The organism is Dokdonella sp., from assembly GCF_039926425.1.
Classification (GTDB): domain Bacteria; phylum Pseudomonadota; class Gammaproteobacteria; order Xanthomonadales; family Rhodanobacteraceae; genus Dokdonella_A.
The window spans coordinates 1-23,244 of the sequence record NZ_JBDSWZ010000045.1 but is presented as its reverse complement, the minus strand read 5'-3'; the positions used below and the strand labels follow the sequence as shown (position 1 = coordinate 23,244).

Sequence of the window (23,244 nt, the reverse complement as noted above, 5' to 3'; positions counted from 1 at the left end):
TCGAGATCGTGATTCCGCGCGCCTTTTCTTCCGGCGCCGCATCGATCTGGTCGTATGCCTTGAACTCACCGCCGAAACGCTCCGCGCCGATCTTCGTCAGCGCCGCCGTCAGCGTCGTCTTGCCATGATCCACGTGGCCAATCGTGCCTACGTTGACGTGCGGCTTGGTGCGCTCGAATTTTCCCTTGGCCATTGCGAAAAACCCCGATCTGATGGAAACGATTTAAATGGAGACGAAACCCGGGAAAACAAACCGCGCAACCTGGAAGCGTCTGGATGGTGCTCGCGAAAGGAATCGAACCTTCGACCTCTTCCTTACCAAGGAAGTGCTCTACCGACTGAGCTACACGAGCCTGTACTTGAGCCACCCTCCATGGCGGCAGAAGAACAAACCAGCATCCATGCTGGATATTTATTTTTGCCGTCCTCCCTGACGGCCAAGAACAAACCGGCATCCTGCCGGACTCTTCAATAAGGCAAAGCAAAAACAAAAACTCAGCGATTCAATGGAGCGGGAGACGGGAATCGAACCCGCACAATCAGCTTGGAAGGCTGAAGTTCTACCATTGAACTACTCCCGCGCCGAAACAACCTGCTTGGGTACCGCGCCGACAGGGGATTCACATCCCATCGGGTGCTGCCTGTCTGATACCGCGCCGCTCGCGCGTCGCGCATTGCACTGGCTTGGTGGAGAGAGGTGGATTCGAACCACCGAAGGCGTGAGCCAGCAGATTTACAGTCTGCCCCCGTTGGCCGCTTGGGTATCTCTCCGGAATCCGGACTTGTTCTGAACTGCCTTGAAGGTCGCCCATCCGGGAGATGGATGGTTGATCGTTGTTCAATCGCGCCACTTTCGCTGCGCGAACCGGACCGCTCCCGGCGATCCGCCTGTACCTCTGGACGCATGAACATGCGTGCCGACACGTTCATTCTGTCGATCGCCGGAGTATCCACCCGTGCACGGAGCCGCGCATTTTCCGTTCCCGCGCCCTCTACTGTCAAGGGGATGCCAGCTCGGACGACGTGAGGACTTCACGACGGCGACTGCTGCAGTGCTTCAGGCTCCCGCAACAGCGCGGATTCGCGCCACCTCCCCCTCCATCGTGCGGGAAAGTTCCTGCAGTCGCTGCGCATGGTCGGCGAGACGGCAATCCTCCTCGTCGACCGGCTGCCAGGCTGGAACGGTTGTCGGCTTGCCGTCTGGAGCCTCCAGCGCGACAAAAACGATGACGCAACTGGTTGCCAGACGCTCGCCGGTCAATTTCAGATCCCGCGCAGCCACGTCCACCGCGAAGTGCATGCTCGAACTGCCGGTATGAATCAGTTTCGCCCGCACCGTGACCAGATCGCCGATCAGGATCGGCTGCAGGAAGCGGATTCCGCCGACCGCCACGGTGACGCAATAGCGTCCGCTCCAGCCGACCGCCCCCGCGTAGCCCGCCTGGTCGATCCACTTCATCACCATGCCTCTGTGCACCTTGCCACCGAAGTTCACGTCGGCCGGCTCTGCAAGGAATCGGAATTCGACCTCTCGTTGCTGACCGGGCATGGCGCGGATCCATGAATGCATTTGCGGGCGCGCAGACTAGCGCCTTCCCTCGGCCTTGTGTGATCGCAGTCGCGCCATCGGACGGCCGTGACCCGTAAGCTGGCTTCGCCGATCCGGCGTCACGGGAAGATCACAATGCGCTCCACCATCTGGCTTGGATTCCTGTTGACCGTTTCCCGCGCGGCGGCAGCCAACGAAATCACCGTCAAGAACGATTCGCTCACCGATTTTGGTCCGGCCGTCATCGTGCAGGGTTTCGTCGCAGGTGAAATGGCCGGTTCGTGGCTGACGAGCCCCTGCGACGGCAATCTGGTGGCAGTCCAGATTTTCTGGCGCTCCGCCAGCGGCACCCAGCCGTTCGTGATCGGCAACGCGATCAACATTTACCGGAGCGGCGTATTCCCCGTTCCTGGCGACCTTGCACTGAGCGTCGGCGGTCCGGTGATGAACGACAATGCGCTGAACGAATTCCGTTACCAGGACGAGAACAATACGCTTCCGATCAACGTGCCGGTGACCACCAATGAAACCGTTGTGGTCGCTTACGAATTCTCCGAAGCCCAGCAGTCCAGCGACCCCAGCGTCGTCCGGGACACCGACGGCATCCAGCCGAACCGGAACTCCATCTACGGGGACAATGGAGCGGGTCCCGCCTGGTACTCCTCGTCCGATCTCTTGGTGCTTGGGGACTGGGTGATCCGCGCCGTCGTGAACTGCCAGACCGCGAGCTCGGCCGCCAATGTGTCGACGTCGCTCACGAGCGTACCCGGCGCATATGTCCCGGGCGGCACGCTCCAGTACACGATCACGATCGGGAACAGCGGTCCCGCATCGGCGCCGGGAACCACGGTCGTCGACACGTTTTCCAGTGCCTTCACCGGCATCACCTGGGTGTGCGCTCCCAGTGGCGGAGCGAGTTGCACGACCTCCGGCAGCGGCAACATCATCGACACCGCCAACCTTCCGTCCGGAAGTCAGGCCGTCTACACCGTCAACGGCACGGTCGGCGCCAATGCGAACGGAACGCTCAGCAATTCAGCGACCGCGGTCGTGCACGCGCCGGTCACCGACCCTGATTCGACCAACAACACGGCGAGTCTCGACCTCGAACCCGCCGTCAGCGACATGATTTTTGCCGACGGTTTCGAGAACTCCATCATCGTGGTGGGAACGCTGAAGCCGATGGCCTCGCGACTCTCCTCCAGCGCAAAATGAGTGGCGGCACGGCGCGCGCGGACCTTGTACGCCCAATTTTTCTTTCACTGCTTGTCACTCGCGGACCTTCCGGATGCTCCGGATGGTCCGCGCTGCGTCACGGCGGATGTCCTCAGATGTTGAACCGGAAATGCAGAACGTCGCCTTCCTTGACGAGGTATTCCTTTCCCTCCAGGCGTAACCGACCTGCGTCCTTCGCACCCGCTTCGCCCCGGTACTTGATGTACTCGTCGTAGGCGATCGTCTCGGCTCGGATGAAACCGCGCTCGAAGTCGGTGTGGATCACCGCCGCTGCCTGCGGTGCGGTGGAGCCTGCCTTCACCTGCCAGGCGCGCACTTCTTTTTCGCCGGCGGTGAAATAGGTCTGCAATCCGAGCAACTTGTAACCGGCGCGAATCACCCGATTGAGCCCCGGTTCGTCGAGGCCCAGATCCTTCAGGAACTCGTCGCGATCGGCGTCTTCGAGCTGCGCCATTTCCTCTTCGATCGCTGCACACACGGGCACCACTTCAGCGCCTTCGGTCGCGGCCCGCGCACGCACGAGATCGAGATACGGGTTGTCGGTAAAGCCGTCCTCAAGCACGTTCGCGATGTACATCAACGGCTTCATGGTCAGCAGGAAGAGGTCGCGCACCAGAGCCCGCTCGTCGTCGTCGAGGCCGAGACTGCGTGCGGACTTCCCTTCGTTGAGACCAGCGGAAAGTTTCTGCAGGACCGGCCGTTTCGCGAGCGCCTCCTTGTCGTTCGCCTTGGCAGCGCGTTCGACGCGATTGAGCGCCTTGTCCACTGAATCGAGATCCGCCAGCGCAAGCTCGGTATCGATCGTCTCGATGTCGGAGATCGGATCGATGCGGTTGGCGACATGCACGATGTCCGGATGATCGAAGCAACGCACGACGTGCGCAATCGCGTCGACTTCGCGAATGTGGGCGAGAAACTTGTTACCCAGCCCCTCGCCTTTCGACGCACCGGCAACCAGACCGGCAATGTCGACGAACTCCATCGAGGTCGGGATGACCTTCAGCGGCTTCGCGATGCCTGCGAGCGCAGCCAATCGGGGATCCGGCACGGGCACGACGCCGACATTCGGCTCGATCGTGCAGAACGGGAAATTCGCCGCCGCGATACCCGCGTTGGTCAGCGCATTGAAGAGGGTCGACTTGCCGACGTTGGGCAAACCGACAATGCCGCATTTGATGCCCATGGCTTGGATCCGGAAGAAGAAATGGGAAATGGGATAGAGGAATGGACGCGGGCCTCGGGTTCTGCAGGCCCCAGCTCGCGACTCAGGTGTCCCGGTTCGTATGCAAGCGCTTCATCGCTTCGTTGAACTCGCCTTTCACCGCAAGTGGGAGAACGTCGAGTGATCGACCGACTGCATCGACGATGGATGCTTCATCGAGGCTCGACGGTTTGCCGAGCACCCAGCCGAGCACGCGGTCCTTGTCGCCGGGATGGCCGATGCCGAGGCGAAGGCGATGGAACTTGCCGTCGCCGACTTTCGAAAAAAGATCGCGCAGCCCGTTCTGGCCACCGTGCCCGCCGTCGAATTTGAGGCGCGCAGCTCCGGCAGGCAAATCGAGATCGTCGTGGGCCACCAGCATTTCTTCGGGCGCGATCTTCCAGTAGCGAAGAGCCGCACCGACGGAATCGCCGCTCGCATTCATGAACGTGATCGGCTTGAGCAGCCAGACCGACCGACCCTCAATGGTAATTCTGGCGATCTCGCCGCGCAGTTTCGAATCGATTCCGAGCCTCGCCCCTTCGCGACGCGCCAGCGCATCCACGAACCAGTAACCGGCGTTGTGCCGGGTCCGCAGGTGCTCGGCGCCCGGATTGCCGAGGCCGACGATGAGACGCAGGTCCGCCATGCGTGGCAGCGCTCCTGCTCCCGGTCGCGAGTGACCGCGACCGGGAGCGGGAAACCACGATTACTTCTTGCCGGCAGGCTTCGCCGGCGCGGCGCCCTTCGCGGCAGCGGCAGGTGCAGCGCCCTTGGCAGCGGCACCTCCCTTGGCTGGCGCGGCGCCCTTGGCTGGCGCGGCACCCTTGGCCGGTGCGCCAGCTGCCGGCGCTGCGGCAGCATCACCTTCGGCCGCTTCCGTCTCCACTTCCGCACGCTGCTGCTTGGCGACAACGACCGCGTGGTCGTGCTCCTTGCCGAAGCGCAGTTCCGGAATCTCGACGCCCTCGGGAAGCTTGATGGTCGAAAGGTGGATGATGTCGTCGACGTTCAGCTCCGACAGATCGACCTCGATGAACTCCGGCAGATTCTTCGGCAGACACGAGACCTCGACTTCGTTCATCTCGTGGGTGATGACGATTCCGGCGGTCTTGCCTGCGGGCGAAACTTCCTGGTTCATGAAGTGCAACGGAACGCGCAGGCGGATCGCCTCGTTTTCGTTGACGCGCTGAAAATCCAGATGCAGGACCAGCTGCTTGTACGGATGGCGCTGCATGTCACGCAGCAGCACCCTCTGCACGTCGCCGCCGAGACTGAGGTCGAGGATCGACGCGTAGAACCATTCGTTCTGGCTCGCATGCCACACATCCTTGTGCTGGATCTGGATGCTGACCGGCTTCAGCTCGCCACCGTAAACGATGGCCGGAACAAATCCCGCGTGACGCAGGCGGCGGCTCGCACCTTTGCCTTCGACTTTGCGGTTTTCAACTGTGATTTCGTGGGTCTTTGCCATGTGCGTGTTGCCTTTTCTCGATGGAGACCGCCTCGCGGCAGTGTGGAGCTCCCCCGCGACCAGGAGAGCCGTTTTGAACGGAAATCAATCGACGTACAGCGAACTCACCGACTCGCCGTAGGCGATGCGCCGGATCGTTTCGGCCAGCAACTCGGCGACCGAGAGCTGGCGGATCTTGCCGCAGGACTGCGCCGACGCCGACAGCGGAATGGTATCGGTCACGACCAGTTCGTCGAGGGCGGAGCCGTCGATGTTGGCGATCGCCGGGCCCGACAGAACCGGATGCGTACAGTAAGCAACGACCTTGCGCGCGCCGTTCTTCTTCAATGCCGATGCCGCTGCGCACAGCGTGCCGGCCGTGTCGACGATGTCATCGACAAGAATGCAGACCTTGTCCTTCACCTCGCCGATGATGTTCATCACAGTCGATTCATTCGCCCGAGGACGGCGTTTGTCGATGATCGCCAGATCCGCGTCATCCAGCCGCTTGGCCATCGCCCGTGCTCGCACGACGCCGCCGACATCCGGCGACACCACGATCAGGTCGTCGTTGGCGTAATAGCGCCAGATATCCGCGAGCAGCACCGGCGACGCATACACGTTGTCCAGCGGGATGTCGAAAAAGCCCTGGATCTGATCGGCGTGCAGATCAACCGTCAGCACGCGATCCGTACCGACCGTGCAGATCATCTGCGCCGCCACCTTGGCCGTGATCGGAACGCGCGCCGAACGAGGGCGCCGATCCTGGCGGGCATATCCGAGATACGGCACCACCGCGGTGACGCTGGCCGCCGATGCGCGCTTGAGCGCGTCGATCAGGGCCAGCAACTCCATGAAATTGTCCGCCGTCGGCGCCGACGTCGGCTGGATCACGAACACCTCCTGGCGGCGCACGTTTTCCTCGATCTCGATCTGCACCTCACCGTCGCTGAAGCGTCCGACGAGCGCCTTGCCGAGCGGAACATTGAGCTTGTCGCAGATCGTCGACGCCAGGTCGCGGTTCGCGTTGCCCGTGAAAATGAGGATGCCCGGATCGATGGTCGTGTCCACTGCGTTGCTCCGTTGCGCCCATTTCGCTGGGGGATGCCGACCATTCTTGCAAACCCGCACAACGTCATCGACCACGATGCGCGTCGCATGGATGTCACGCGCGATGGCTGGGGCGGCAGGATTCGAACCTGCGAATGCCGGGATCAAAACCCGGTGCCTTAACCACTTGGCGACGCCCCAACCGAAACCTCAAACCCGCGCTTCACGCCATTCCAGCACCCGCGCGTGCAGCGGCGACGTTGCCAACCCGCGCGCGGTGAACGCGCGAAATTCCGCCGGGCATTCGTTGACGATCGCTTCGGCCAACTCGCGCGACGCAGCGCGCGCGAAGATGCATCCGCCTGACCCGCTCAGCCGCGCCGGCGCGCGTGTCTGCAGCCAATCCAGTGCGCGCGCCACAGCGGGAAAGCGTTCGCGCACGACCGGCTCGAACACATTGACCGTTTCAGCGCCTGAAGCAAAGAGCGGAATTGTCAGATGTGCCGCGCTGCGTGTCAAATCCGGATCCTGAAACAGGGCAGCCGTCGGCACGCGCACGCCAGGGTCGACCACGACGAACCAGCTCTCGGGGACGTCCAGTGGCGTCAATTGCTCGCCGATCCCTTCGGCCCAGGCGCTCGCGCCACGGACGAAGACCGGCACGTCGGCCCCCAGAGCGAGGCCGATCGCGGCCAGTGCCGGCGTGCCCAGGCATGTTTTCCAGAGTGCATCGAGGGCCACCAGCACGGTCGCTGCGTCCGAGCTTCCGCCTCCCAGCCCACCGCCCATCGGAATGCGCTTGTCGAGCGCGATATCGGCGCCGAGCGAACAACCCGTTTCCAGCGCAAGCACGCGCGCCGCTCGCACCGTCAAATCGACGTCGGGGTCGACATCGGGCAGAGGATCGAGTCGCACGATCCGGCCGTCGTCGCGCGGACGCAGCCGCACGGTGTCGCCGAAGTCCAGCAACTGGAACGCGGTCTGCAGCAGGTGATACCCGTCATCACGCCGGCCGACGATATGCAGGAACAGGTTGACCTTCGCAGGCGCGGGCCAGTCGCTCCAGCCACCGTCATGATCGACCTGAGCCGGTTTCGACCACGGCGTCACAGCCCCGCCCACTCGCGGATCGACAGTCGCACCTTGTAGTCGCCCTTGCTGGCGAACACCTTGCTTGGCTGGGCAGGCTCGCCGGGACCGTAGTCGAGGTATTCGACTGTCCAGCCGTCCTCGTCGATCTCGGCAGGCAAGCCATCCGCGCGGAAGCGGATCTGCGCCGCACCACCCGCACGGGCGCCGCGGACCCAGTGAACGAGTTGCGCGACCGGCACACGCCAGCCCAGTTCGCGTTCGAGCAACGCCGCGGCGTCGCCCCCTTCGACCACAGCATCGCGCAGACCTTCAAGGACGGCGTGACCGGGCTCGCCGGACAGCACCCAGGTCTTGCCGGTGACCGGCGCGTGCACGCTAAACCGATAACGCGACCCGGTCTGCTGCCATTCCAGCGCTCCGCTGCCGCTGTCGTGGCCGTCCGAAACACCGAGCCGGCCTTTCAGAGTCCATGTGGTGCGCGTCGCCAATGCGCGTTCGCGTGTTGCCTGTTTCGACAGCAGGTCCGCATCCGCGGGCAGCGGCCGTACGTTGCGGCCGGCGCACGCGGCCAGCAGCAGCGACGACAGGGTTGCGAAAAAAATCCGTGACGGCTTCATGTCGTCAGCCGCTTGATCGCTTCCAGCAACGCCTTGTTTTTCGAATCCTTCTTGCGACCTTGTTCCCACACCCGCCTGGCCTCGTCGCGGTCGCCTTTGACCCACAACACTTCGCCCAGATGCGCGGCGATATCGGGATCGGGCTGCTTCGAATAGGCTCGGCGAAGATTCTCGATGGACGCATCGAGATCGCCCATGCGATAGCGCACCCACCCCAGGCTGTCGATGATCGCGGGCTCGTCGGGCTTCAGCTTCAGCGCGCGCTGGATCAGTGCGAGTGCTTCACGCTGTTGGTCAGCATTGCCGCGATCACCGTGATCCGCGAGTGTATAGCCGAGTGCATTCATCGCCTCTGCATCGTCAGGCTTGAGCTCGATCACTCGGCGCAGATCGCGTTCACCCGCCGGAAGATCGCCCTCGTCAACGAACAGCAGCGCACGCGCGTACAGCAGTCGCGGATCGTCCGGTAGCGCGCCCAGTGCACGCGTGTACACGGCAATCGCTTCGCGCGGACGCTTGGCGCGCAGGAGGTCGGCCTCGAGCAGGTAGGTTGCGCCCGACTGCTCGCTGTCTTCCGACGCCTGTGATTGCAACTGGTGCAGGAATTCGAGCGCCTGGCCGGTGCGGCCGAGCTTGTCCAGCACGACCACTTCGCGCATCTGCGCATCGAACCAGTGTTCGTCCTGATCCGAAATCGTGCGGTACCACGCCAGCGCCTCTTCGCGCTTGTCGATCATCTCGGCCACTTGGCCGAGCAGAAAAAGCCGTTTTCCATCGCGCGCCGGTTTGTCGGCATTCAATTCGCGATAAAGCGCCTGCAACGCGGGCTTGTCATCGGCGCGCGCCGCGTAGGCCGCGCGGGCGCCGTACGTCACGTCATCCTGTGGCCCGGTCGACAGTGTGCGCGCGGCGCCGGCGTTGTCACCGCTGTCGGCGAGCAGCGCCGCATAGCCGCCTCGAAGAGGAACGCTCGTCGGATTGCGACGCAGAGCTTCGGCGAAGGTCGCCCGCGCAGTCGCCTTTTCGCCACGGTCCAGCGCAAGGCGCGCACTCCACGCATAGCTGTCGTCGCCATGAAAACGGGCGACCGCGGTATCGGCAAGGTGACGCGAAACGTCCTTGTCGCCGAGCTTGAAAGCCAGCTGGCTCACAGCGACCCAATTGGATTCCTTTGCGCCAAGTCGCTCGGGCGTCGCCAGCCGCGCGAGCAATTCGCCCGCGACACGTTTGTCGTTGCCATTGAGCAGGGTTTGCGCAATCAACCTCCATGACTGGTCGTCGCCGACGGCAGCGAGCGACGACAGAGCCGCATACGCTGCATCGGCATGTCCTTCACCAAGAGCAATCCATGCACGCGCCTGGATCACTCCCGGTTCCGCTGGCACCAGTTGCTGCCAGCGCGTCAGCGCGCGACGAGCAAGACTCCAGTCCTTCACCGCAAGTGCAAGCCGCGTTGCTTCCTCGGCCAGTGCAGGATCGGACGAGAGGTCCGACGCCTCGGCAAATCCCTGCGCGCTCGCCGCAAGGTCGCCACGCTGCAGCGCAAACTGCGCGGTCAGAAGCTTTAGCGGAAGATCCTGTTCAGGAGCGACCGGCACCGCGGCAGCCGTTCGCGGCAACACGCCTCGCGCGTCCGGTTTCACATTCGAACAGGCGGCGACAACCAGGCAGCCGAAAAAAAGCGCGACGGCGTGGGCGCCGTGGGTGGGCCGATGACATCGATGACGGAGAGTGCGCGGGAGATCCATGCGAAGCCTTTGTATTGCTTGATATCGCGGGACGGCGCCCGCACAATTCGCCACAGTCGCCGCGAAGATCCAAGTCCAGCCATGACGATATGCGGACTAGCTTAGCCGATCCGTTCACGCCGTTCGGCCAACCGATGCGGAGCGTCCCAGGTGCTGCGGGCGACATGTTCAGTCTTCTTCATGGCGCTCGCTTGCAATGGCTTTAGTCGCACTCGGACTCAATCACCAGACTGCACCGGTCGCCCTGCGCGAACGCGTCGCCTTTCCGGCCGATGCGACAACGCCGGCGCTGGCAGGACTGATGGCAGAGCCCGGTGTGCGCGAAGCGGCCATCCTGTCGACCTGCAACCGGACTGAACTCTATTGCACGGTGGACGACGGCGCGGAATCCGTTCCTGCCGCGTGGCTGCATCGCGACCGCGATCTGACCAACAACCGCGTCGACGAGTTCCTTTACCGTCACCATGATGCAGACGCGGTCCGGCATTTGTTCCGCGTCGCGACCGGTCTGGAGTCGATGGTGCTTGGCGAGCCGCAGATCCTGGGTCAGGTCAAGGATGCTTACGCCCTTGCGCGCGACGCCCATTCGCTCAAGGCGCCTCTGGAGCGCCTCTTCCAGAACACATTTTCCGTCGCCAAGCGGGTGCGCTCCGACACCCGCATCGGCGCCAGCACCGTCTCGGTGGCGTTCACGGCAGTACGCTTGGCCGAACGCGTCTTCACCGACCTGCGCGGCGCCTGCGTGATGCTGATCGGCGCGGGCGAAACGGTCGAACTCGCCGCGAGACACCTCACCGAAGCCAACGTGCGGCGTCTGATCGTCGCCAACCGGACCCTCGAAAACGCGCAAACGCTGGCCACGCGATTCGGCGGCTACGCGATCGCACTCGCAGACCTGGACAAGCATCTTCCCGAAGCAGACATCGTGATCTCCTCCACGGCAAGCCGCGAACCGGTGCTGTCGCGGGCTCAGGTCGCTTCGGCGATCGCCGCACGGCGTCGCCGGCCGATGTTCCTCGTCGACATCGCGGTGCCGCGCGACATCGAACCCTCGGTTTCCGAACTCGAAGACGTGTATCTCTACACGATCGACGACCTTCGCCAGGTGATCGACGAAAACATGCGCTCGCGCCGCGAGGCCGCACGCGAAGCCGAGGCCATGATCGAACTCTCGGTCGAACATTTCATGGGCTGGTGGCGCTCGATTGGCGTGCACAACCCGGCAATCGACCTGCGCCGACTGGCGGAAGTCAGCCGCGACGACACGCTCGCAAAGGCCCGCTCCCTGCTCGCGCGGGGTCGATCGCCTGAAGAAGCCCTCGCATTCCTCGCCAATACACTGACCAACAAGCTGCTGCACGCGCCGAGCGCCAACCTGCGCTCCGCCGCGTTGCGCGGCGATGCCGAACTGCTGCGTGCCGCCGAACGCCTGTTCGATCCGAACGGGGACAGCGAGCGCGAGCGTTAGCGTCGCTGGGCCGGGAACGGGAACGGGAATTCGTTATCCCGATTCACGTCGTGCCATCGCGACCCCTGATTCCGCCACCCGATGCGCACTCGCACGAAGTCCCGCCGCAACGCACGGCCCTTCGACGTTCCACTCGCCAATCCCGACCTTTCATGCAACCCAGCATCCGCCGCAAACTCGAACAACTCGCCGAGCGCCACGAAGAACTGGAACGCATGCTTGCGAGTCCGGAAGTGCTGGGAGACGTGACGCGACTGCGCGAGGTCTCGCGTGAACATTCGCACCTCACACCGCTGACCGAGTCACTGCACGCCTACGACGACGCCGGCGTGGCGCTCGAATCAGCGCAGGCGATGTTGCGCGATCCAGAGATGAAAGAGATGGCGAGCGAGGAGATCGCGACGCTGGAAGAACAGCGCACCACGCTTGAAGACGATCTCAACCGACTGTTGATCCCGAAGGATCCGCGCGACGAGGGCAACCTGTTCCTCGAAATCCGCGCCGGAACCGGTGGCGACGAAGCAGCAATTTTTGCCGGTGATCTGCTGCGCATGTACCTGCGTTACGCCGAACGGCGCCGCTGGAACGTCGAGATTCTTTCCGCCAGCGACGGCGAACACGGCGGTTACAAGGAAGTGATCGCGCGCGTCGAAGGCGCTTCGGCGTTTTCACGCCTCAAGTACGAATCCGGAACGCATCGCGTGCAGCGCGTGCCGGCAACCGAAGCCCAAGGACGCATTCACACGTCAGCGGCGACGGTTGCGATCCTGCCCGAACTCGATGAAGTGGATGACATCGATCTCAATCCGGCCGATCTCAAGACCGACACCTTCCGCGCATCCGGGGCCGGCGGCCAGCACGTCAACAAGACCGACTCGGCAATCCGCATCACCCATCTGCCAAGCGGCATGGTGGTCGAGTGCCAGGACGAACGCAGCCAGCACAAGAATCGCGCACGTGCGCTGTCGTTGCTGAAAGCGAAGCTGCTCGATGCCGAACGCAGCAAGCAGGCCGCAGTGCAGGCCGAATCGCGCAAACTGCAGGTGGGATCGGGCGATCGCAGCCAGCGCATCCGCACCTACAATTTTCCGCAGGGTCGCATCACCGACCACCGCATCAATCTCACGTTGTATCGTCTTCCGGAAATCGTCACCGGAGATCTCGACGAACTCGTCGATGCATTGACTCGCGAGGATCAGGCCGATCAGCTACAGCAGTTGACAGGCACTCTCTAGGCCGATCGAAGGGACTCTACAGTGCGTGTCCGATGATGTCGGTCTGAAGGTGAACCGCCGACTCCAGCGCCAGCGCTCCACCCTGACCGATCACAGCCCGGCTGCCATGGGGCCGCCATGAGCAGTCGAACGTGGTGTTCGCAGTGCCAACCGTGTAACACACCGGAACCATCACGACAGCGGGCACACCATGGCCGCCGACGCGCTCCGGACGCGCACTCCAACGGCGGACCGCCGTCACCGTCGCCTGGTCGAATGCCGGAGTACTTGCCACCGATTCCGATGCTTGCGGATCGACGGTGAGCACGTGCCCGTCGGCGTCGTACGCCACCTTCACCACCACGAGCGCCGCCGTTCCGTTGCGGATGCCCTTGGTGGGCAGGCGCGGAATTGCACGGCTGTCGCCCTTTGGAAAAGAGATGGCTCCGCCGGTCCGCGCATCGTCGATGCGGACCGCATACCGGTTTTGTGGGGCAGGGACGAAGCTGACGTCAACCGTCAAGGTCGTTTCGGTGGCTGCGGCATGGTCGTCGATACGACCAGGCTCGAACGTCCAGCCGCGGATTGCACGCTCAAGCGGCTCGCGCACATCCGCGCCAAGGTCGCTTTGAGCGGTGAGCGATACGAGGTGACCGTCTTTGTCCACCGACACGTTCCACTGGTAGCTCAAAGGACTCGGCGGATTCTGCGGTGACGACGCAAAGACCGGAGCAACTGTCAGCAAACCGACCGAAACAAGATGGGAGATCCTGATCATGGCAAAAATCCTTTTTCACTGGACGCGACGTGTCCACCAATAGCACGCCCAAGGTTGACACAACAACCTCGAAGCTTTCAGGCCAACGTAGGTGTTTCGTGTTGATTGCCCGCGCGCGGGATCAGGCTTGCAACAAATGGCCGATGATCGAGCCGTACAAAGCCGGCAAGCGCTGGAGATCGGACACCGACACCTGCTCGTCGACCTTGTGGATTGTCGCGTTCACGGGTCCAAGCTCGACGACTTCGGCGCCGAGTGGCGCGATGAAGCGGCCGTCGGACGTGCCGCCGCCTGTGCTCTGCTCCGGCACGATTCCGCAGTGTTCCGCGATGGAGGCCAGCGTCGCGTCGCGCAGCTTGCCTGATGGTGTCACGAACGGGTCGCCCGACAACCACCAGTCCAGCGTGAAGTTCACCGAATGGGCGCGAAGGATGACTTCCACGCGTTCACGCAGCGACGCACTGGTGCTCGCGGTTCCGAACCGGAAATTGAACACTGCATGCAGATCGCCGGGAATCACGTTGTCCGCGCCGGTTCCGGAATGTAGATTGGAGATCTGGAACGATGTCGGCGGGAACGCGTCATTGCCCTCGTCCCATCGAATCGCCGTCAGCTGCGCCAGCGCTTCGGCGAATGCGTGGATCGGGTTGTCTGCCTTCTCCGGATAAGCAACATGACCCTGCACCCCGTGGACGCGAAGACGTCCGGTCAGCGACCCCCGCCGACCGACGCGGATCAGGTCGCCCAGCACCGTTTTCGACGAGGGCTCGCCGACGACACACCAGTCGATGCGCTGTTCACGCCGGCGGAACTCGTCGGCAACGCGACGGACGCCATCAATCGATGCACCCTCTTCGTCCGAGGTCAGCAGCAGCGCCAGCGTTCCGGGATGCTGCGGATTGGCGCGGACGAACTCCTCCAGCGCGACCACCATCGCCGCGACACCCGATTTCATGTCTGCGGCGCCCCGGCCATATAGAAGGCCATCACGGATGACCGGTTCGAATGGCGGGCTGGCCCACGCGTCCACTGCCCCCGTCGGCACCACGTCGGTATGCCCGAGGAACACGACAACCGGTCCGCCATCGCCGTGCGTGGCCCACAGGTTGTCGACGTCGCCATAGCGGAGACTCTCGACCGCGAAGCCCGACTGCGCAAGTCGCGCAGCCAGCATCGCCTGGCAACCCGCGTCATCGGGCGTGACGGATGCCCGACGGATCAAGTCGCAGGTCAGGTCGACGACATCGGACATGGCGGGCGCCGCCGGCTCAGAGGACACGCGCAAACAGCTTGCCATAGAGCGCATCGCTGAATCCCTGATGCACGCTGCCGTCGTCGAGTATGGCCAGCGGCCGGCGAATCAGCGCTGGATGTTCCTTGATCAGCAGCGTCCACTCCGCTGCACTCCCCGGCGCCTTGCGTGCGTCGGGCAACGCGCGCCACGTCGTGCCGCTGCGATTGACCAGCTTTTCCCAGCCGCCAAGCGCCGGCGCCCACTCCTTCAACAGCGCGGCAGGAATCGGGTTGGCGCGGTAGTCGACGAAGCTGAAACCGACCTTGTGCCGGTCGAGCCAGTTGCGCGCCTTCTTGCACGTGTCGCACTTGTCGAGGCCGTAGAGCGTGATTGTCATGGCGGTACGTCGCGAGAAATTTGTTGTGACACGACTGCGGCCGCGCCAACGGCGCCGGCTGCAGAAAACGTGTGCGGCCTACGCACGCAGAAGTTCATTGATGCTGGTCTTCGAACGGGTCTTCGCATCGACGCGCTTGACGATCACCGCGGCATACAGGCTGTGGCTGCCATCGGCGGCCGGCAGCGATCCAGCGACGACCACGCTCCCGGCAGGTATCCGGCCGTAGGTGACTTCGCCGCTTGCGCGATCGTAGATCTTCGTCGACTGGCCGAGAAAGACGCCCATGCCAATGACGCTGCCTTTCTCGACGATGACGCCCTCGACCACTTCGGAGCGGGCGCCGACGAAACAGTCGTCCTCGATGATCGTCGGATTCGCCTGCAACGGTTCGAGCACGCCACCGATGCCGACGCCACCGGACAGATGCACATTCGCGCCGATTTGCGCACAGGAGCCGACCGTCGCCCAGGTGTCGACCATCGTGCCGGCCCCGACGTATGCGCCGATGTTGACGTAGCTCGGCATCAGGACCGCGTCGCGCGCGACGTGCGCTCCACGGCGCACCAGTGCGCCCGGGACCACACGTGCGCCAGCGGCGCGGAAATCGTCCTCGTCAGCGCCTGAAAAGCGCAACGGCACCTTGTCGAATGCCGCCATCGGGCCACCGTCCATGAGACGGTTTGCACTGATGCGGAAATACAGCAATACGGCTTTTTTCAGCCATTGATGCGTCGTCCAGCCACCGTCGCCATCCTGCTCGGCAACACGCGTGTGGCCTCCTTCCAGCGCATCGAGAACCTGCTCGATCGCCGGGCGAAGCGTGCTGGAAATTTCCGCTTCGGACAACGCGTTCCGGCGTTCCCAAGCGTCATCGATCAGGGATTGATGCGCGTGCATGCGTTGTCCGTTCAGGGGGGATTCGTTGTGCCGAGGCTGTCCATGAGGATCCGTCGGACCGTCGCCTGCACCGGCACGGTCAGGGCCTCGTCATTCTCGTCGCTGAGGATGAAGAAGTCTTCCACCCTCTCGCCGAACGTCGCGATGCGCGCGTCGTGCACACGTACGTTCGCCGCTCGGAACGCCTGCGCAACCCGCGCAAGCACGCCCGGACCATCGCTGCAGACCAGAGCGAGCTGGGTCGCGCGTCCGGCTTGCGCAAACGAGATCTGTGGCGCGCGCTGGAAGTGGCGCAGGCGCCGCGGTACACCGCGACGAACGACGCGCGGCCTCAGCTCCCGTGGAGCCAGTGCGCGGCGCAAGTCCGCTTCGAGCAGGTCCACGCGCTCGATGTCGAGCGCGGCCAGGCTGCTCGAATCGAGCAGTTCGAACGTGTCGAACACGCGACCGTCGGCCGCCACCAGCAGGCGTGCCGCGACGACGTTGCAACCAAGCCGGTCAAGTGTTGCGGCGATCGCGGCGAACAAGCCATCGCGATCCCTGGCGCCGACGAACAGTTCGCTGCTGCCACGCGATGACCGGGTCTGGACTGCAATGGTTGCCGCCTGCACATCGGAATTTGAGGCCAACGCGCGCGCCTGCCACGCGACCTGCTCCGCGTTGTGGCGAAGAAAGCTCGCTTCGGGGAAATTGCCCAGGGACCGCACGGCATCGGCGGGGTCCATTCCTCCCGCCGCCAGCAGCTCCTGCGCACGCGCGCGGCACGCGGCAGCGCGCGTGTCCGCATGCGGCGGCCGATGCAGGTCCGCGCGCAGTGCGTACCGTGCTGCCACATACAGATCCGCCAGAAGGCGCGCCTTCCACTCGTTCCACAATCTTGGATTGGTGCCGGCAATATCGGAAATGGTCAGCAGGTAGAGGTTGTCCAGTCGCTCGCCATCCTCGACCTGGATCGCGAAGCGATGCACCACATCCGGATCCGTGATGTCCTGACGCTGCGCGGTGACGCTCATCAGCAGGTGCCAGCGGACCAGCCACGCGACCAGGTCGACATCGCCATCCGCGAGACCAAGGCTCTCGCAGAACGCACGCGCCTCCACTTCACCGAGCTCGGAATGGTCGCCGCCACGGCCCTTTGCGATGTCATGGAACAACGCAGCGAGCAACAGCAGTTCCGGTTTGTCGAGCGTCGCGAATGTCTCGCACGCAAGCGGCAATTCGGTGCGTGCCTGCGGGTCGGCGAAGCGCGCAATGTTGCGCAGTACGCGCAGCGTGTGCTCGTCGACCGTGTAGACGTGAAACAGGTCGTATTGCATGCGTCCGACGACGCGGCGGAACGACGGCAGGATCGCCGCGAGAACGCCGTGGCGATTCATCCGCGCCAGCGCTTCCACCGCCGGAGCACCGCGCCGCAGCAACGCGAGGAATGCGGCGAGCACGTCGGCGTCGGCTGCGAAGTCGTCGCCGTAATGGGCCAGCGCCTGTTGCAGAAGGCGCATGGTCTGCGACGACAGTCCGCGCAGCTCCGAGTGGTCGAGCTGCAGCGTGAAGACATCGACCATCGCGCGCGGTCGCCGTACGAACAGATCCGACGAACGCACTTCGATCCGCGTGCCAAGCGCAACGAAGTCCGGGTCAATGGTTCGTGGCGGCGTACTCGCAGGTTCCAGCAATTCGGTGAAGCGTTCCTGCAGCTGTGCCCCGATCCTCTCGGCGATCGTCGCCGCGCGGTAGTAGCCCTGCATGAACTGTTCGACACCCAGATTCGTCGAGTGCTGGTCCTCGAACCCGAGCTCATCGGCCAGCTGGCGCTGATGGTCGAACAACAGGCGCTCCTCGGCGCGGCCTGCCGCGAGGTGCAGCGCATTGCGGTAGCGCCACAACGTCGCCTCGGATCGTTCGAGTGCGGCAAGCTCGGTGGCGTCGATGAGGCCGTGGTCCACCATCGCCGGCAAATCGGCGGCATCGGCGATCCGCCGGCCGAGCCAGCGCATCAGGTCGAGCGTGCGAAGGCCGCCGGGGCTGTCCTTGAGATTGGGTTCGAGGTTGTAGGCGGTGTCGTTGAAGCGTGCATACCGCGCGGCCTGCTCGGCGCGTTTGGCCGCAAGGAATTCCTTCGGTGGCCAGATCGAGCGATCGTCGACAATCCTTGCGAGCGCCGCGTCGAGCAGCGGACTGCCGGCGATCAGGCGTCCATCGAGCAACGCGGTGAATACACTCACGTCGGTCGCGGCGAGTTCCCTGCACTGTGCCGGCGTGCGCACCGCGCTGCCGGGCTTGAGTCCGATGTCCCACAGGCAGGCGAAGAACGCTTCGAACGCGCGCGATTGGCGCGCCATCGCATCCGGATCGACCAACACAAGCAGGTCGACGTCGGAATACGGAAAAAGGGTGCCGCGCCCGAATCCGCCGACGGCAAACAGCGCGGCATCCGCCGCATCGCCGACACAGGATCGCCAGACGTGATCGACCACCCGCTCCACGCTCTGTGCACGTCGCGTGACGATGTCGTTCGCAGGAACCCCTTCGCGGAACGCGGTGATCAGACGCAGGCCAATGTCGCCAAGCACCTGGCGAAGCGCCAGTCGCGCCTCGCTCGACACGCCGCTGCGCGGGAGCGCCGGTGGCAGGCGCGGAAGGGGTGGCAGATGGGGCGTCTGGGTCGATTCCACGTTGGCGGGCTCGCTCGTGGGTACAGCAGCGGAAATCACGGTTGGCGCGCGTCGACGCGGCCGCTCAACGATAACCTGCGACGCGTGCCGGTGGCGATCCGGCAACGTTGTCGATCAGCCGTTCGGCCAGGCGGTCAGGATCTCGTAGCCGTCGTCGGTGACCGCGATCGTGTGTTCCCACTGCGCACTGAGCGAATGGTCCTTGGTCACCACTGTCCAGCCGTCCGGAAGCAGCCGTGTGTACGGCTTGCCCGCGTTGACCATCGGCTCGACCGTGAATGTCATCCCTTTCACGAGCTTCAGCCCGGCCCCCGCGTGGCCGTAATGAAGAACCTGCGGATCTTCGTGGTAGATCTGTCCGATACCGTGGCCGCAGTATTCGCGCACCACCGAATACCCCTGTGCCTCGACATGCGACTGGATCGCATGGCCGATGTCCCCGAGCGTCGCGCCCGGGCGAACCTTGCCGATCCCAAGCAGCATCGCTTCCAGCGTGGTCTCCACCAGGCGCTTCGCCAGCACGGACGGCTCACCCGCGAAATACATGCGACTGGTATCGCCGTGCCAGCCGTCCTTGATCACGGTCACGTCGATGTTGACGATATCGCCATCCTTGAGCTGTTTGCCGGGATTGGGAATTCCGTGGCAGATCACGTGATTCACCGACGTGCACAGCGTTTTCGGAAAACCCTTGTAGCCGACATTGGCCGGCACCGCCTTCTGCACGTTGACGATGTGGTCGTACGCCAACTCGTCGAGCTGTTCGGTGGTGACGCCAGGCTTCACGTGGGGAATCAGCATTTCCAGCACTTCGGCGGCAAGGCGGCCTGCGACGCGCATCTTTTCGATCTGTTCCGGGGTCTTGACGGTGACGGGCATGGTTCCTCAATGGCTTCGTGCATCTGGCGCAATGGCGCCGTACAGGCTAGAATTGTATGGTTTCGTGGCTCGACTTCGTAAGTCGTTGGCTGCGAAACGAATATCGCGGCTGAGCGACCGATCTTCAATGACCGGTGCAGCAACGCCGTTACGGCAGATGCCGAATCCGCACACGTATCGTCACCGCGTTCGGGGTGCTCCGCAAGGAGTCGCACGCGGCGGGTACGTGGAGGTTCCAACCCCGGAGTCATGCGAGTCCCTCGCGAGAGCCCGCACATCACCTGTGCGGATTTTTCATGAGGAGCTTGCTTCGACTCCCCATCAAGGAATATGACAATGCCTCAAGTCACCATGCGCCAGATGCTCGAAGCAGGCGTGCATTTCGGTCACCAGACCCGTTACTGGAATCCCCGCATGTCGCCGTACATCTTCGGCGCGCGTGGACGCATCCACATCATCAACCTCGAAAAGACGCTTCCGCTGTTCACCGACGCGATGAATTTCATCTCGGGTCTGGCGCAGCGGCGCGGCACCATCCTGTTCGTCGGCACCAAGCGTTCCGCACGCGATGCGATCAAGGAAGAGGCAGCGCGCTGTGGCATGCCGTCGATCTCGCAGCGCTGGCTCGGCGGCATGCTGACCAATTTCCGCACGGTCAAGCAGTCGGTGTCGCGTCTGAAGGAACTGGAGACGATGGCGACCGACGGCAGCTTCGAGAAGCTGGTCAAGCACGAAGTGCTGTCGCGCAGTCGCGAGCGTGAAAAGCTCGAGAAGTCGCTCGGCGGCATCAAGGACATGAACCGCCTTCCCGACGCGCTGTTCGTCATCGACATCGGCCACGAAGACATTGCGGTCAAGGAAGCCAAGAAGCTCGGCATTCCGGTCATCGCGGTGGTCGACACCAACTACGATCCGACCCTGGTCGACTACGCGATCCCGGGCAACGATGATGCGATCCGCGCCGTGCAGCTGTACGCCAGTGCGGTCGCCGATGCCGTTCTCGAAGGCAAGGCTGCTGCTCCGCAGATGGCTGCCAACGAGAAAGACGAATTCGTCGAGCTCGACGCCGAAGGAAATCCGGTGGTCAAGCGCGATGCACGCGATCGCGACGACCGCCGCAAGCCCGGTCCGCGCAAGCCCGGTGGCGACAAGCGTCCGCCCGCCGCGCGTCGTGGACCGCCGCCTCCGCGCGGACCGAAGCCCGACGCACCGGCTGCCGAGTAAACGCTGGATCCGGGCTGCATGATCGCCCGGAGCCTTTACCGATCGGCGTCGACGAACGAATCGTCGGCGCATGAGTCTGCCCCCTTTCGACGTCGCCCCCGCTGATGCGGGCGCGACGGCTTTTCCCAGAACGGGCGCCGCGCGCGATGCGGCATTCCGGCTATCGAGGACACCATGGAAATCACCGCACAGCTGGTCAAGGAACTGCGCGAGCGCACGGGCGCCGGCATGATGGAGTGCAAGAAGGCACTCACCGAGAACAAGGGCGACATCGACGTGTCGGCCGAGTGGCTGCGCAAGCAGGGCCTGGCCAAGGCCGACAAGAAAGCCAGTCGCGTCGCCGCTGAAGGCCGCGTTGTCATGGCGCAGGACTCCGGCAAGGCCGTGCTGGTCGAAGTCAATTGCGAAACCGATTTCGTCGGCAAGGACGAGAGCTTCCTGCACTTCGCGGCCGAAGTGGCGAAGATCGCACTGACCAGTGGCGCCCCGGACGTGCGCGAACTGCTCGACATGCCGTGGCCGGGTGGCGGCAGCGTCGACCAGGCACGCCAGACACTGATCGCGAAGATCGGCGAAAACATCCAGGTGCGCCGGATGGCGCGTATCGACAGCGCCAACAACGTCGGCGCCTATGTGCACGGCGGCCGCATCGGCGTGCTGACCGAGGTGAAAGGCGGCGACGCCGACTTCGCGCGCAATGTCGCGATGCATGTTGCCGCGATGAATCCGCCGCACAACAAGGCAGCCGATGTTCCCGCTGACTTCGTCGCAAAGGAAAAGGAAATCGAGCTTGCGAAGATGTCCGACAAGGACAAGTCGAAGCCGCCGGAAATCCTCGAGAAGATCATCAGCGGCAAGATCGCGAAGATCGTCAACGAGGTGACGCTGTACGGCCAGCCGTACGTGCTCAACACCGACCAGTCGGTTGAAGCCGCCGCCAAGGCTGCGGGCGCCGACGTGATCGGCTTTCAGCGTCTCGCCGTCGGCGAAGGCATCGAGAAGGTCGTTGAGGACTACGCCGCCGAGGTCATGAAGCAGGCCGGGCTCGCGTAACGGCGCATCCGGTGAATCGGTGGATCGAAAGGCCGCGAGCGATCGCGGCCTTTTCATTTGACGGGCCCGCAGATCGACGACGACCCCCGAACGTCCGGCGTGTCCTCTACAATGCGCCTGTTTTGCCCGCCGCCGGAGAATGACGATGCCTGCCGACCTGAAATACAAGCGCATTCTGCTGAAACTCTCCGGCGAAGCACTGATGGGCGAATCCGACTACGGCATCGATCCGAACACGTTGCAGCGACTGGCCCGCGAGATCATCGAGGTGCAGCGCGCTGGCGTGCAGATCGGCGTCGTGATCGGCGGTGGCAACATCTTCCGTGGCGCAGGGCTCGCCAAATCCGGCATGGACCGCGTCACCGGCGACCACATGGGCATGCTCGCCACGGTGATGAACGCACTCGCCATGCAGGATGCGATCGAGAAGGCCGGCGGCGTCGCGCGCACGATGTCGGCGATCAAGATCAACGAGGTGTGCGAGGACTTCATTCGCCGTCGCGCGATCCGTCATCTGGAGAAGGGTCGCATCGCCCTCTTCGCGGCGGGCACGGGCAATCCGTTCTTCACCACCGATTCGGCCGCAGCGTTGCGCGCGATCGAGATCGGCGCGGGCCTGCTCCTGAAAGCCACCAAGGTGGACGGTGTCTACAGCGCCGACCCGGCGAAAGACCCGGCCGCGACCCGCTACGACCGCCTCTCGTACGACGAAGTCATCCAGCGCAACCTGCAGGTGATGGACACCAGCGCGATCTCGCTGTGCCGCGACCACAAGGTGCCGCTGCGCATCTACGACATGTCGCGCGAAGGCGATCTGATGCGCATCCTGCGTGGCGAGCAAATCGGCACGCTGGTCGGCAGTTCACGCTGACCCACCCTCGCTCCTGACCGCATTCCCGGAATGAGCACGCGCCAACCCTGAAGAGTTCGCGCGCGGGTTCCCCGCGTGGAGCCGCCACTGCGCGAGCCGCCAGGTCCGCCGCAGGCAGGCCCGCTGCTATACTGCGAGACTTCCTGCACGGCGGAACAGGCGCTCATAGCGATGCTCGATTCGATCAAGAAAGACACCCAGACACGCATGCAGAAGAGCGTCGATGCGCTCAAGCACGATCTCACGCGTCTGCGCACTGGCCGCGCGAGTACCTCCCTGGTCGAGCCGCTGAAGATTTCGTACTACGGTGCGGACACGCCGATCTCGCAGATTGCCAACATTGCGCTCGCCGACTCGCGCTCGATCACCATCACGCCGTTCGAAAAGAACCTCGTTCCGCTGGTGGAGAAGGCGATTCTCGCGTCCGACCTCGGGCTGACGCCCAATACCGTCGGCAACGTCATCCGCATCAACCTGCCGGCGCTGACCGAAGAGCGTCGTCGCGAGCTTGCCAAGGTCGTCGGGCATGAAGGGGAAGACGCCAAGGTCGCGGTGCGCAACGTGCGCCGGGATGCCTTGCACCAGGTCAAGGAACTGATCAAGGACAA

Annotated in this window: 21 protein-coding genes, 4 tRNA genes and 1 pseudogene; 7 read left to right on the top strand and 19 right to left on the bottom strand. The window is 63.8% G+C overall.

The annotated features are described in order from the left end of the window. From ABIV12_RS02825 to ABIV12_RS02805, 5 genes are all read right to left on the bottom strand, one after another. Positions 1–193: GTP-binding protein (locus ABIV12_RS02825; RefSeq protein ID WP_348056012.1), on the bottom strand; the 193-nt coding region annotated here is incomplete at its 3' end. Between the two features lie 84 nt (positions 194–277). Continuing rightward, positions 278–353, bottom strand: a tRNA-Thr gene (locus ABIV12_RS02820). A 154-nt stretch (positions 354–507) separates the two neighbouring features. Further along, positions 508–581: transfer RNA gene (locus ABIV12_RS02815), tRNA-Gly, on the bottom strand. A gap of 104 nt (positions 582–685) precedes the next feature. Continuing rightward, a tRNA-Tyr gene (locus ABIV12_RS02810) sits at positions 686–771 on the bottom strand. Positions 772–1,057: 286 nt separating this feature from the next. Continuing rightward, positions 1,058–1,549, bottom strand: coding sequence for an acyl-CoA thioesterase (locus tag ABIV12_RS02805; RefSeq protein WP_348056010.1), 492 nt, complete (start codon positions 1,547–1,549; stop codon positions 1,058–1,060). A 135-nt stretch (positions 1,550–1,684) separates the two neighbouring features. Between ABIV12_RS02805 and ABIV12_RS02800 the strand changes: the two genes are divergently transcribed. Beyond that, complete coding sequence (locus ABIV12_RS02800; RefSeq protein WP_348056008.1) at positions 1,685–2,764, top strand: DUF11 domain-containing protein; 1,080 nt, start codon at positions 1,685–1,687, stop codon at positions 2,762–2,764. 112 nt (positions 2,765–2,876) lie between these two features. Here the strand turns inward: ABIV12_RS02800 and ychF are convergent, their stop codons facing one another. The 8 genes and pseudogenes from ychF to ABIV12_RS02760 form a co-directional block, all read right to left on the bottom strand. After that, positions 2,877–3,968 carry a redox-regulated ATPase YchF gene (gene ychF / locus ABIV12_RS02795; protein WP_348056006.1) on the bottom strand — a complete coding sequence of 364 codons (1,092 nt, stop codon included), beginning with the start codon at positions 3,966–3,968 and terminating at the stop codon, positions 2,877–2,879. An 82-nt stretch (positions 3,969–4,050) separates the two neighbouring features. Next, positions 4,051–4,635: an aminoacyl-tRNA hydrolase gene (gene pth / locus ABIV12_RS02790; protein WP_348056004.1), complete on the bottom strand. Its 585-nt coding sequence runs from the start codon at positions 4,633–4,635 to the stop codon at positions 4,051–4,053. Between the two features lie 213 nt (positions 4,636–4,848). After that, positions 4,849–5,460: pseudogene (locus tag ABIV12_RS02785) on the bottom strand (50S ribosomal protein L25/general stress protein Ctc); the annotation flags it as partial. 84 nt (positions 5,461–5,544) lie between these two features. Then, the gene (locus ABIV12_RS02780) at positions 5,545–6,498 is read right to left on the bottom strand and encodes a ribose-phosphate diphosphokinase (RefSeq protein ID WP_348056014.1); all 954 of its coding nucleotides are present in this window, start codon (positions 6,496–6,498) and stop codon (positions 5,545–5,547) included. 116 nt (positions 6,499–6,614) lie between these two features. Next, a tRNA-Gln gene (locus ABIV12_RS02775) sits at positions 6,615–6,690 on the bottom strand. 9 nt (positions 6,691–6,699) lie between these two features. Continuing rightward, a complete protein-coding gene (gene ispE / locus ABIV12_RS02770; RefSeq protein WP_348056002.1) occupies positions 6,700–7,611 on the bottom strand; it encodes a 4-(cytidine 5'-diphospho)-2-C-methyl-D-erythritol kinase in 912 nt (303 codons plus the stop codon). After that, positions 7,596–8,198 carry a lipoprotein insertase outer membrane protein LolB gene (lolB, locus tag ABIV12_RS02765; RefSeq protein ID WP_348056000.1) on the bottom strand — a complete coding sequence of 201 codons (603 nt, stop codon included), beginning with the start codon at positions 8,196–8,198 and terminating at the stop codon, positions 7,596–7,598. Before lolB ends, ispE begins: the two co-directional genes overlap by 16 nt. Then, entirely contained in the window at positions 8,195–9,820 is a 1,626-nt protein-coding gene (locus ABIV12_RS02760) for a tetratricopeptide repeat protein (protein ID WP_348055998.1), read from the bottom strand. Before ABIV12_RS02760 ends, lolB begins: the two co-directional genes overlap by 4 nt. A 322-nt stretch (positions 9,821–10,142) precedes the next feature. Here ABIV12_RS02760 and hemA point away from each other — a divergent pair, with 322 nt between their 5' ends. Next, on the top strand, positions 10,143–11,414 hold the full coding sequence (gene hemA / locus ABIV12_RS02755; protein ID WP_348055996.1) for a glutamyl-tRNA reductase: 1,272 nt from the start codon (positions 10,143–10,145) through the stop codon (positions 11,412–11,414). A 152-nt stretch (positions 11,415–11,566) separates the two neighbouring features. Next, positions 11,567–12,649: a peptide chain release factor 1 gene (gene prfA / locus ABIV12_RS02750; RefSeq protein ID WP_348055994.1), complete on the top strand. Its 1,083-nt coding sequence runs from the start codon at positions 11,567–11,569 to the stop codon at positions 12,647–12,649. Positions 12,650–12,665: 16 nt separating this feature from the next. Here prfA and ABIV12_RS02745 read toward each other — a convergent pair whose 3' ends face one another. The 6 genes from ABIV12_RS02745 to map all read right to left on the bottom strand — a co-directional run bounded on the left by ABIV12_RS02745 (position 12,666) and on the right by map (position 19,488). Next, positions 12,666–13,406, bottom strand: a complete 741-nt coding sequence (locus ABIV12_RS02745) for a hypothetical protein (protein ID WP_348055992.1) — start codon at positions 13,404–13,406, stop codon at positions 12,666–12,668. 121 nt (positions 13,407–13,527) lie between these two features. After that, entirely contained in the window at positions 13,528–14,658 is a 1,131-nt protein-coding gene (gene dapE, locus ABIV12_RS02740) for a succinyl-diaminopimelate desuccinylase (protein ID WP_348055990.1), read from the bottom strand. A gap of 16 nt (positions 14,659–14,674) precedes the next feature. Further along, positions 14,675–15,037 (bottom strand): Spx/MgsR family RNA polymerase-binding regulatory protein, encoded by a 363-nt coding sequence (locus ABIV12_RS02735; protein ID WP_348055988.1) that lies wholly within the window; start codon positions 15,035–15,037, stop codon positions 14,675–14,677. A 78-nt stretch (positions 15,038–15,115) separates the two neighbouring features. Further along, a complete protein-coding gene (gene dapD, locus ABIV12_RS02730) occupies positions 15,116–15,937 on the bottom strand; it encodes a 2,3,4,5-tetrahydropyridine-2,6-dicarboxylate N-succinyltransferase (protein ID WP_348055986.1) in 822 nt (273 codons plus the stop codon). An 11-nt stretch (positions 15,938–15,948) separates the two neighbouring features. Next, positions 15,949–18,609 (bottom strand): [protein-PII] uridylyltransferase, encoded by a 2,661-nt coding sequence (glnD, locus tag ABIV12_RS02725; protein WP_348055984.1) that lies wholly within the window; start codon positions 18,607–18,609, stop codon positions 15,949–15,951. 114 nt (positions 18,610–18,723) lie between these two features. Further along, positions 18,724–19,488: a type I methionyl aminopeptidase gene (gene map, locus ABIV12_RS02720; RefSeq protein WP_348055982.1), complete on the bottom strand. Its 765-nt coding sequence runs from the start codon at positions 19,486–19,488 to the stop codon at positions 18,724–18,726. A 336-nt stretch (positions 19,489–19,824) separates the two neighbouring features. On the opposite strand from map, the gene rpsB reads away from it, so the two are divergent. From rpsB to frr, 4 genes are all read left to right on the top strand, one after another. Continuing rightward, positions 19,825–20,712, top strand: coding sequence for a 30S ribosomal protein S2 (rpsB, locus tag ABIV12_RS02715; protein WP_348055980.1), 888 nt, complete (start codon positions 19,825–19,827; stop codon positions 20,710–20,712). A 174-nt stretch (positions 20,713–20,886) separates the two neighbouring features. After that, complete coding sequence (tsf, locus tag ABIV12_RS02710) at positions 20,887–21,765, top strand: translation elongation factor Ts (protein ID WP_348055979.1); 879 nt, start codon at positions 20,887–20,889, stop codon at positions 21,763–21,765. 145 nt (positions 21,766–21,910) lie between these two features. Beyond that, a complete protein-coding gene (gene pyrH / locus ABIV12_RS02705; RefSeq protein WP_348055977.1) occupies positions 21,911–22,636 on the top strand; it encodes a UMP kinase in 726 nt (241 codons plus the stop codon). A gap of 171 nt (positions 22,637–22,807) precedes the next feature. Beyond that, positions 22,808–23,244, top strand: a 437-nt coding sequence (gene frr, locus ABIV12_RS02700; protein WP_348055976.1) for a ribosome recycling factor, incomplete at its 3' end; no start/stop codon positions are given.

Excerpts from the sequence above, each read along its gene's own strand:
- ABIV12_RS02805 (WP_348056010.1), bottom strand. The coding sequence starts at position 1,549 with ATGCCCGGTCAGCAACGAGAGGTCGAATTCCGATTCCTTGCAGAGCCG.
- ABIV12_RS02800 (WP_348056008.1), top strand. The coding sequence starts at position 1,685 with ATGCGCTCCACCATCTGGCTTGGATTCCTGTTGACCGTTTCCCGCGCG.
- ychF (WP_348056006.1), bottom strand. The coding sequence starts at position 3,968 with ATGGGCATCAAATGCGGCATTGTCGGTTTGCCCAACGTCGGCAAGTCG.
- pth (WP_348056004.1), bottom strand. The coding sequence starts at position 4,635 with ATGGCGGACCTGCGTCTCATCGTCGGCCTCGGCAATCCGGGCGCCGAG.
- lolB (WP_348056000.1), bottom strand. The coding sequence starts at position 8,198 with ATGAAGCCGTCACGGATTTTTTTCGCAACCCTGTCGTCGCTGCTGCTG.
- hemA (WP_348055996.1), top strand. The coding sequence starts at position 10,143 with ATGGCTTTAGTCGCACTCGGACTCAATCACCAGACTGCACCGGTCGCC.
- prfA (WP_348055994.1), top strand. The coding sequence starts at position 11,567 with ATGCAACCCAGCATCCGCCGCAAACTCGAACAACTCGCCGAGCGCCAC.
- ABIV12_RS02745 (WP_348055992.1), bottom strand. The coding sequence starts at position 13,406 with ATGATCAGGATCTCCCATCTTGTTTCGGTCGGTTTGCTGACAGTTGCT.
- dapE (WP_348055990.1), bottom strand. The coding sequence starts at position 14,658 with ATGTCCGATGTCGTCGACCTGACCTGCGACTTGATCCGTCGGGCATCC.
- ABIV12_RS02735 (WP_348055988.1), bottom strand. The coding sequence starts at position 15,037 with ATGACAATCACGCTCTACGGCCTCGACAAGTGCGACACGTGCAAGAAG.
- dapD (WP_348055986.1), bottom strand. The coding sequence starts at position 15,937 with ATGCACGCGCATCAATCCCTGATCGATGACGCTTGGGAACGCCGGAAC.
- map (WP_348055982.1), bottom strand. The coding sequence starts at position 19,488 with ATGCCCGTCACCGTCAAGACCCCGGAACAGATCGAAAAGATGCGCGTC.
- rpsB (WP_348055980.1), top strand. The coding sequence starts at position 19,825 with ATGCCTCAAGTCACCATGCGCCAGATGCTCGAAGCAGGCGTGCATTTC.
- tsf (WP_348055979.1), top strand. The coding sequence starts at position 20,887 with ATGGAAATCACCGCACAGCTGGTCAAGGAACTGCGCGAGCGCACGGGC.
- pyrH (WP_348055977.1), top strand. The coding sequence starts at position 21,911 with ATGCCTGCCGACCTGAAATACAAGCGCATTCTGCTGAAACTCTCCGGC.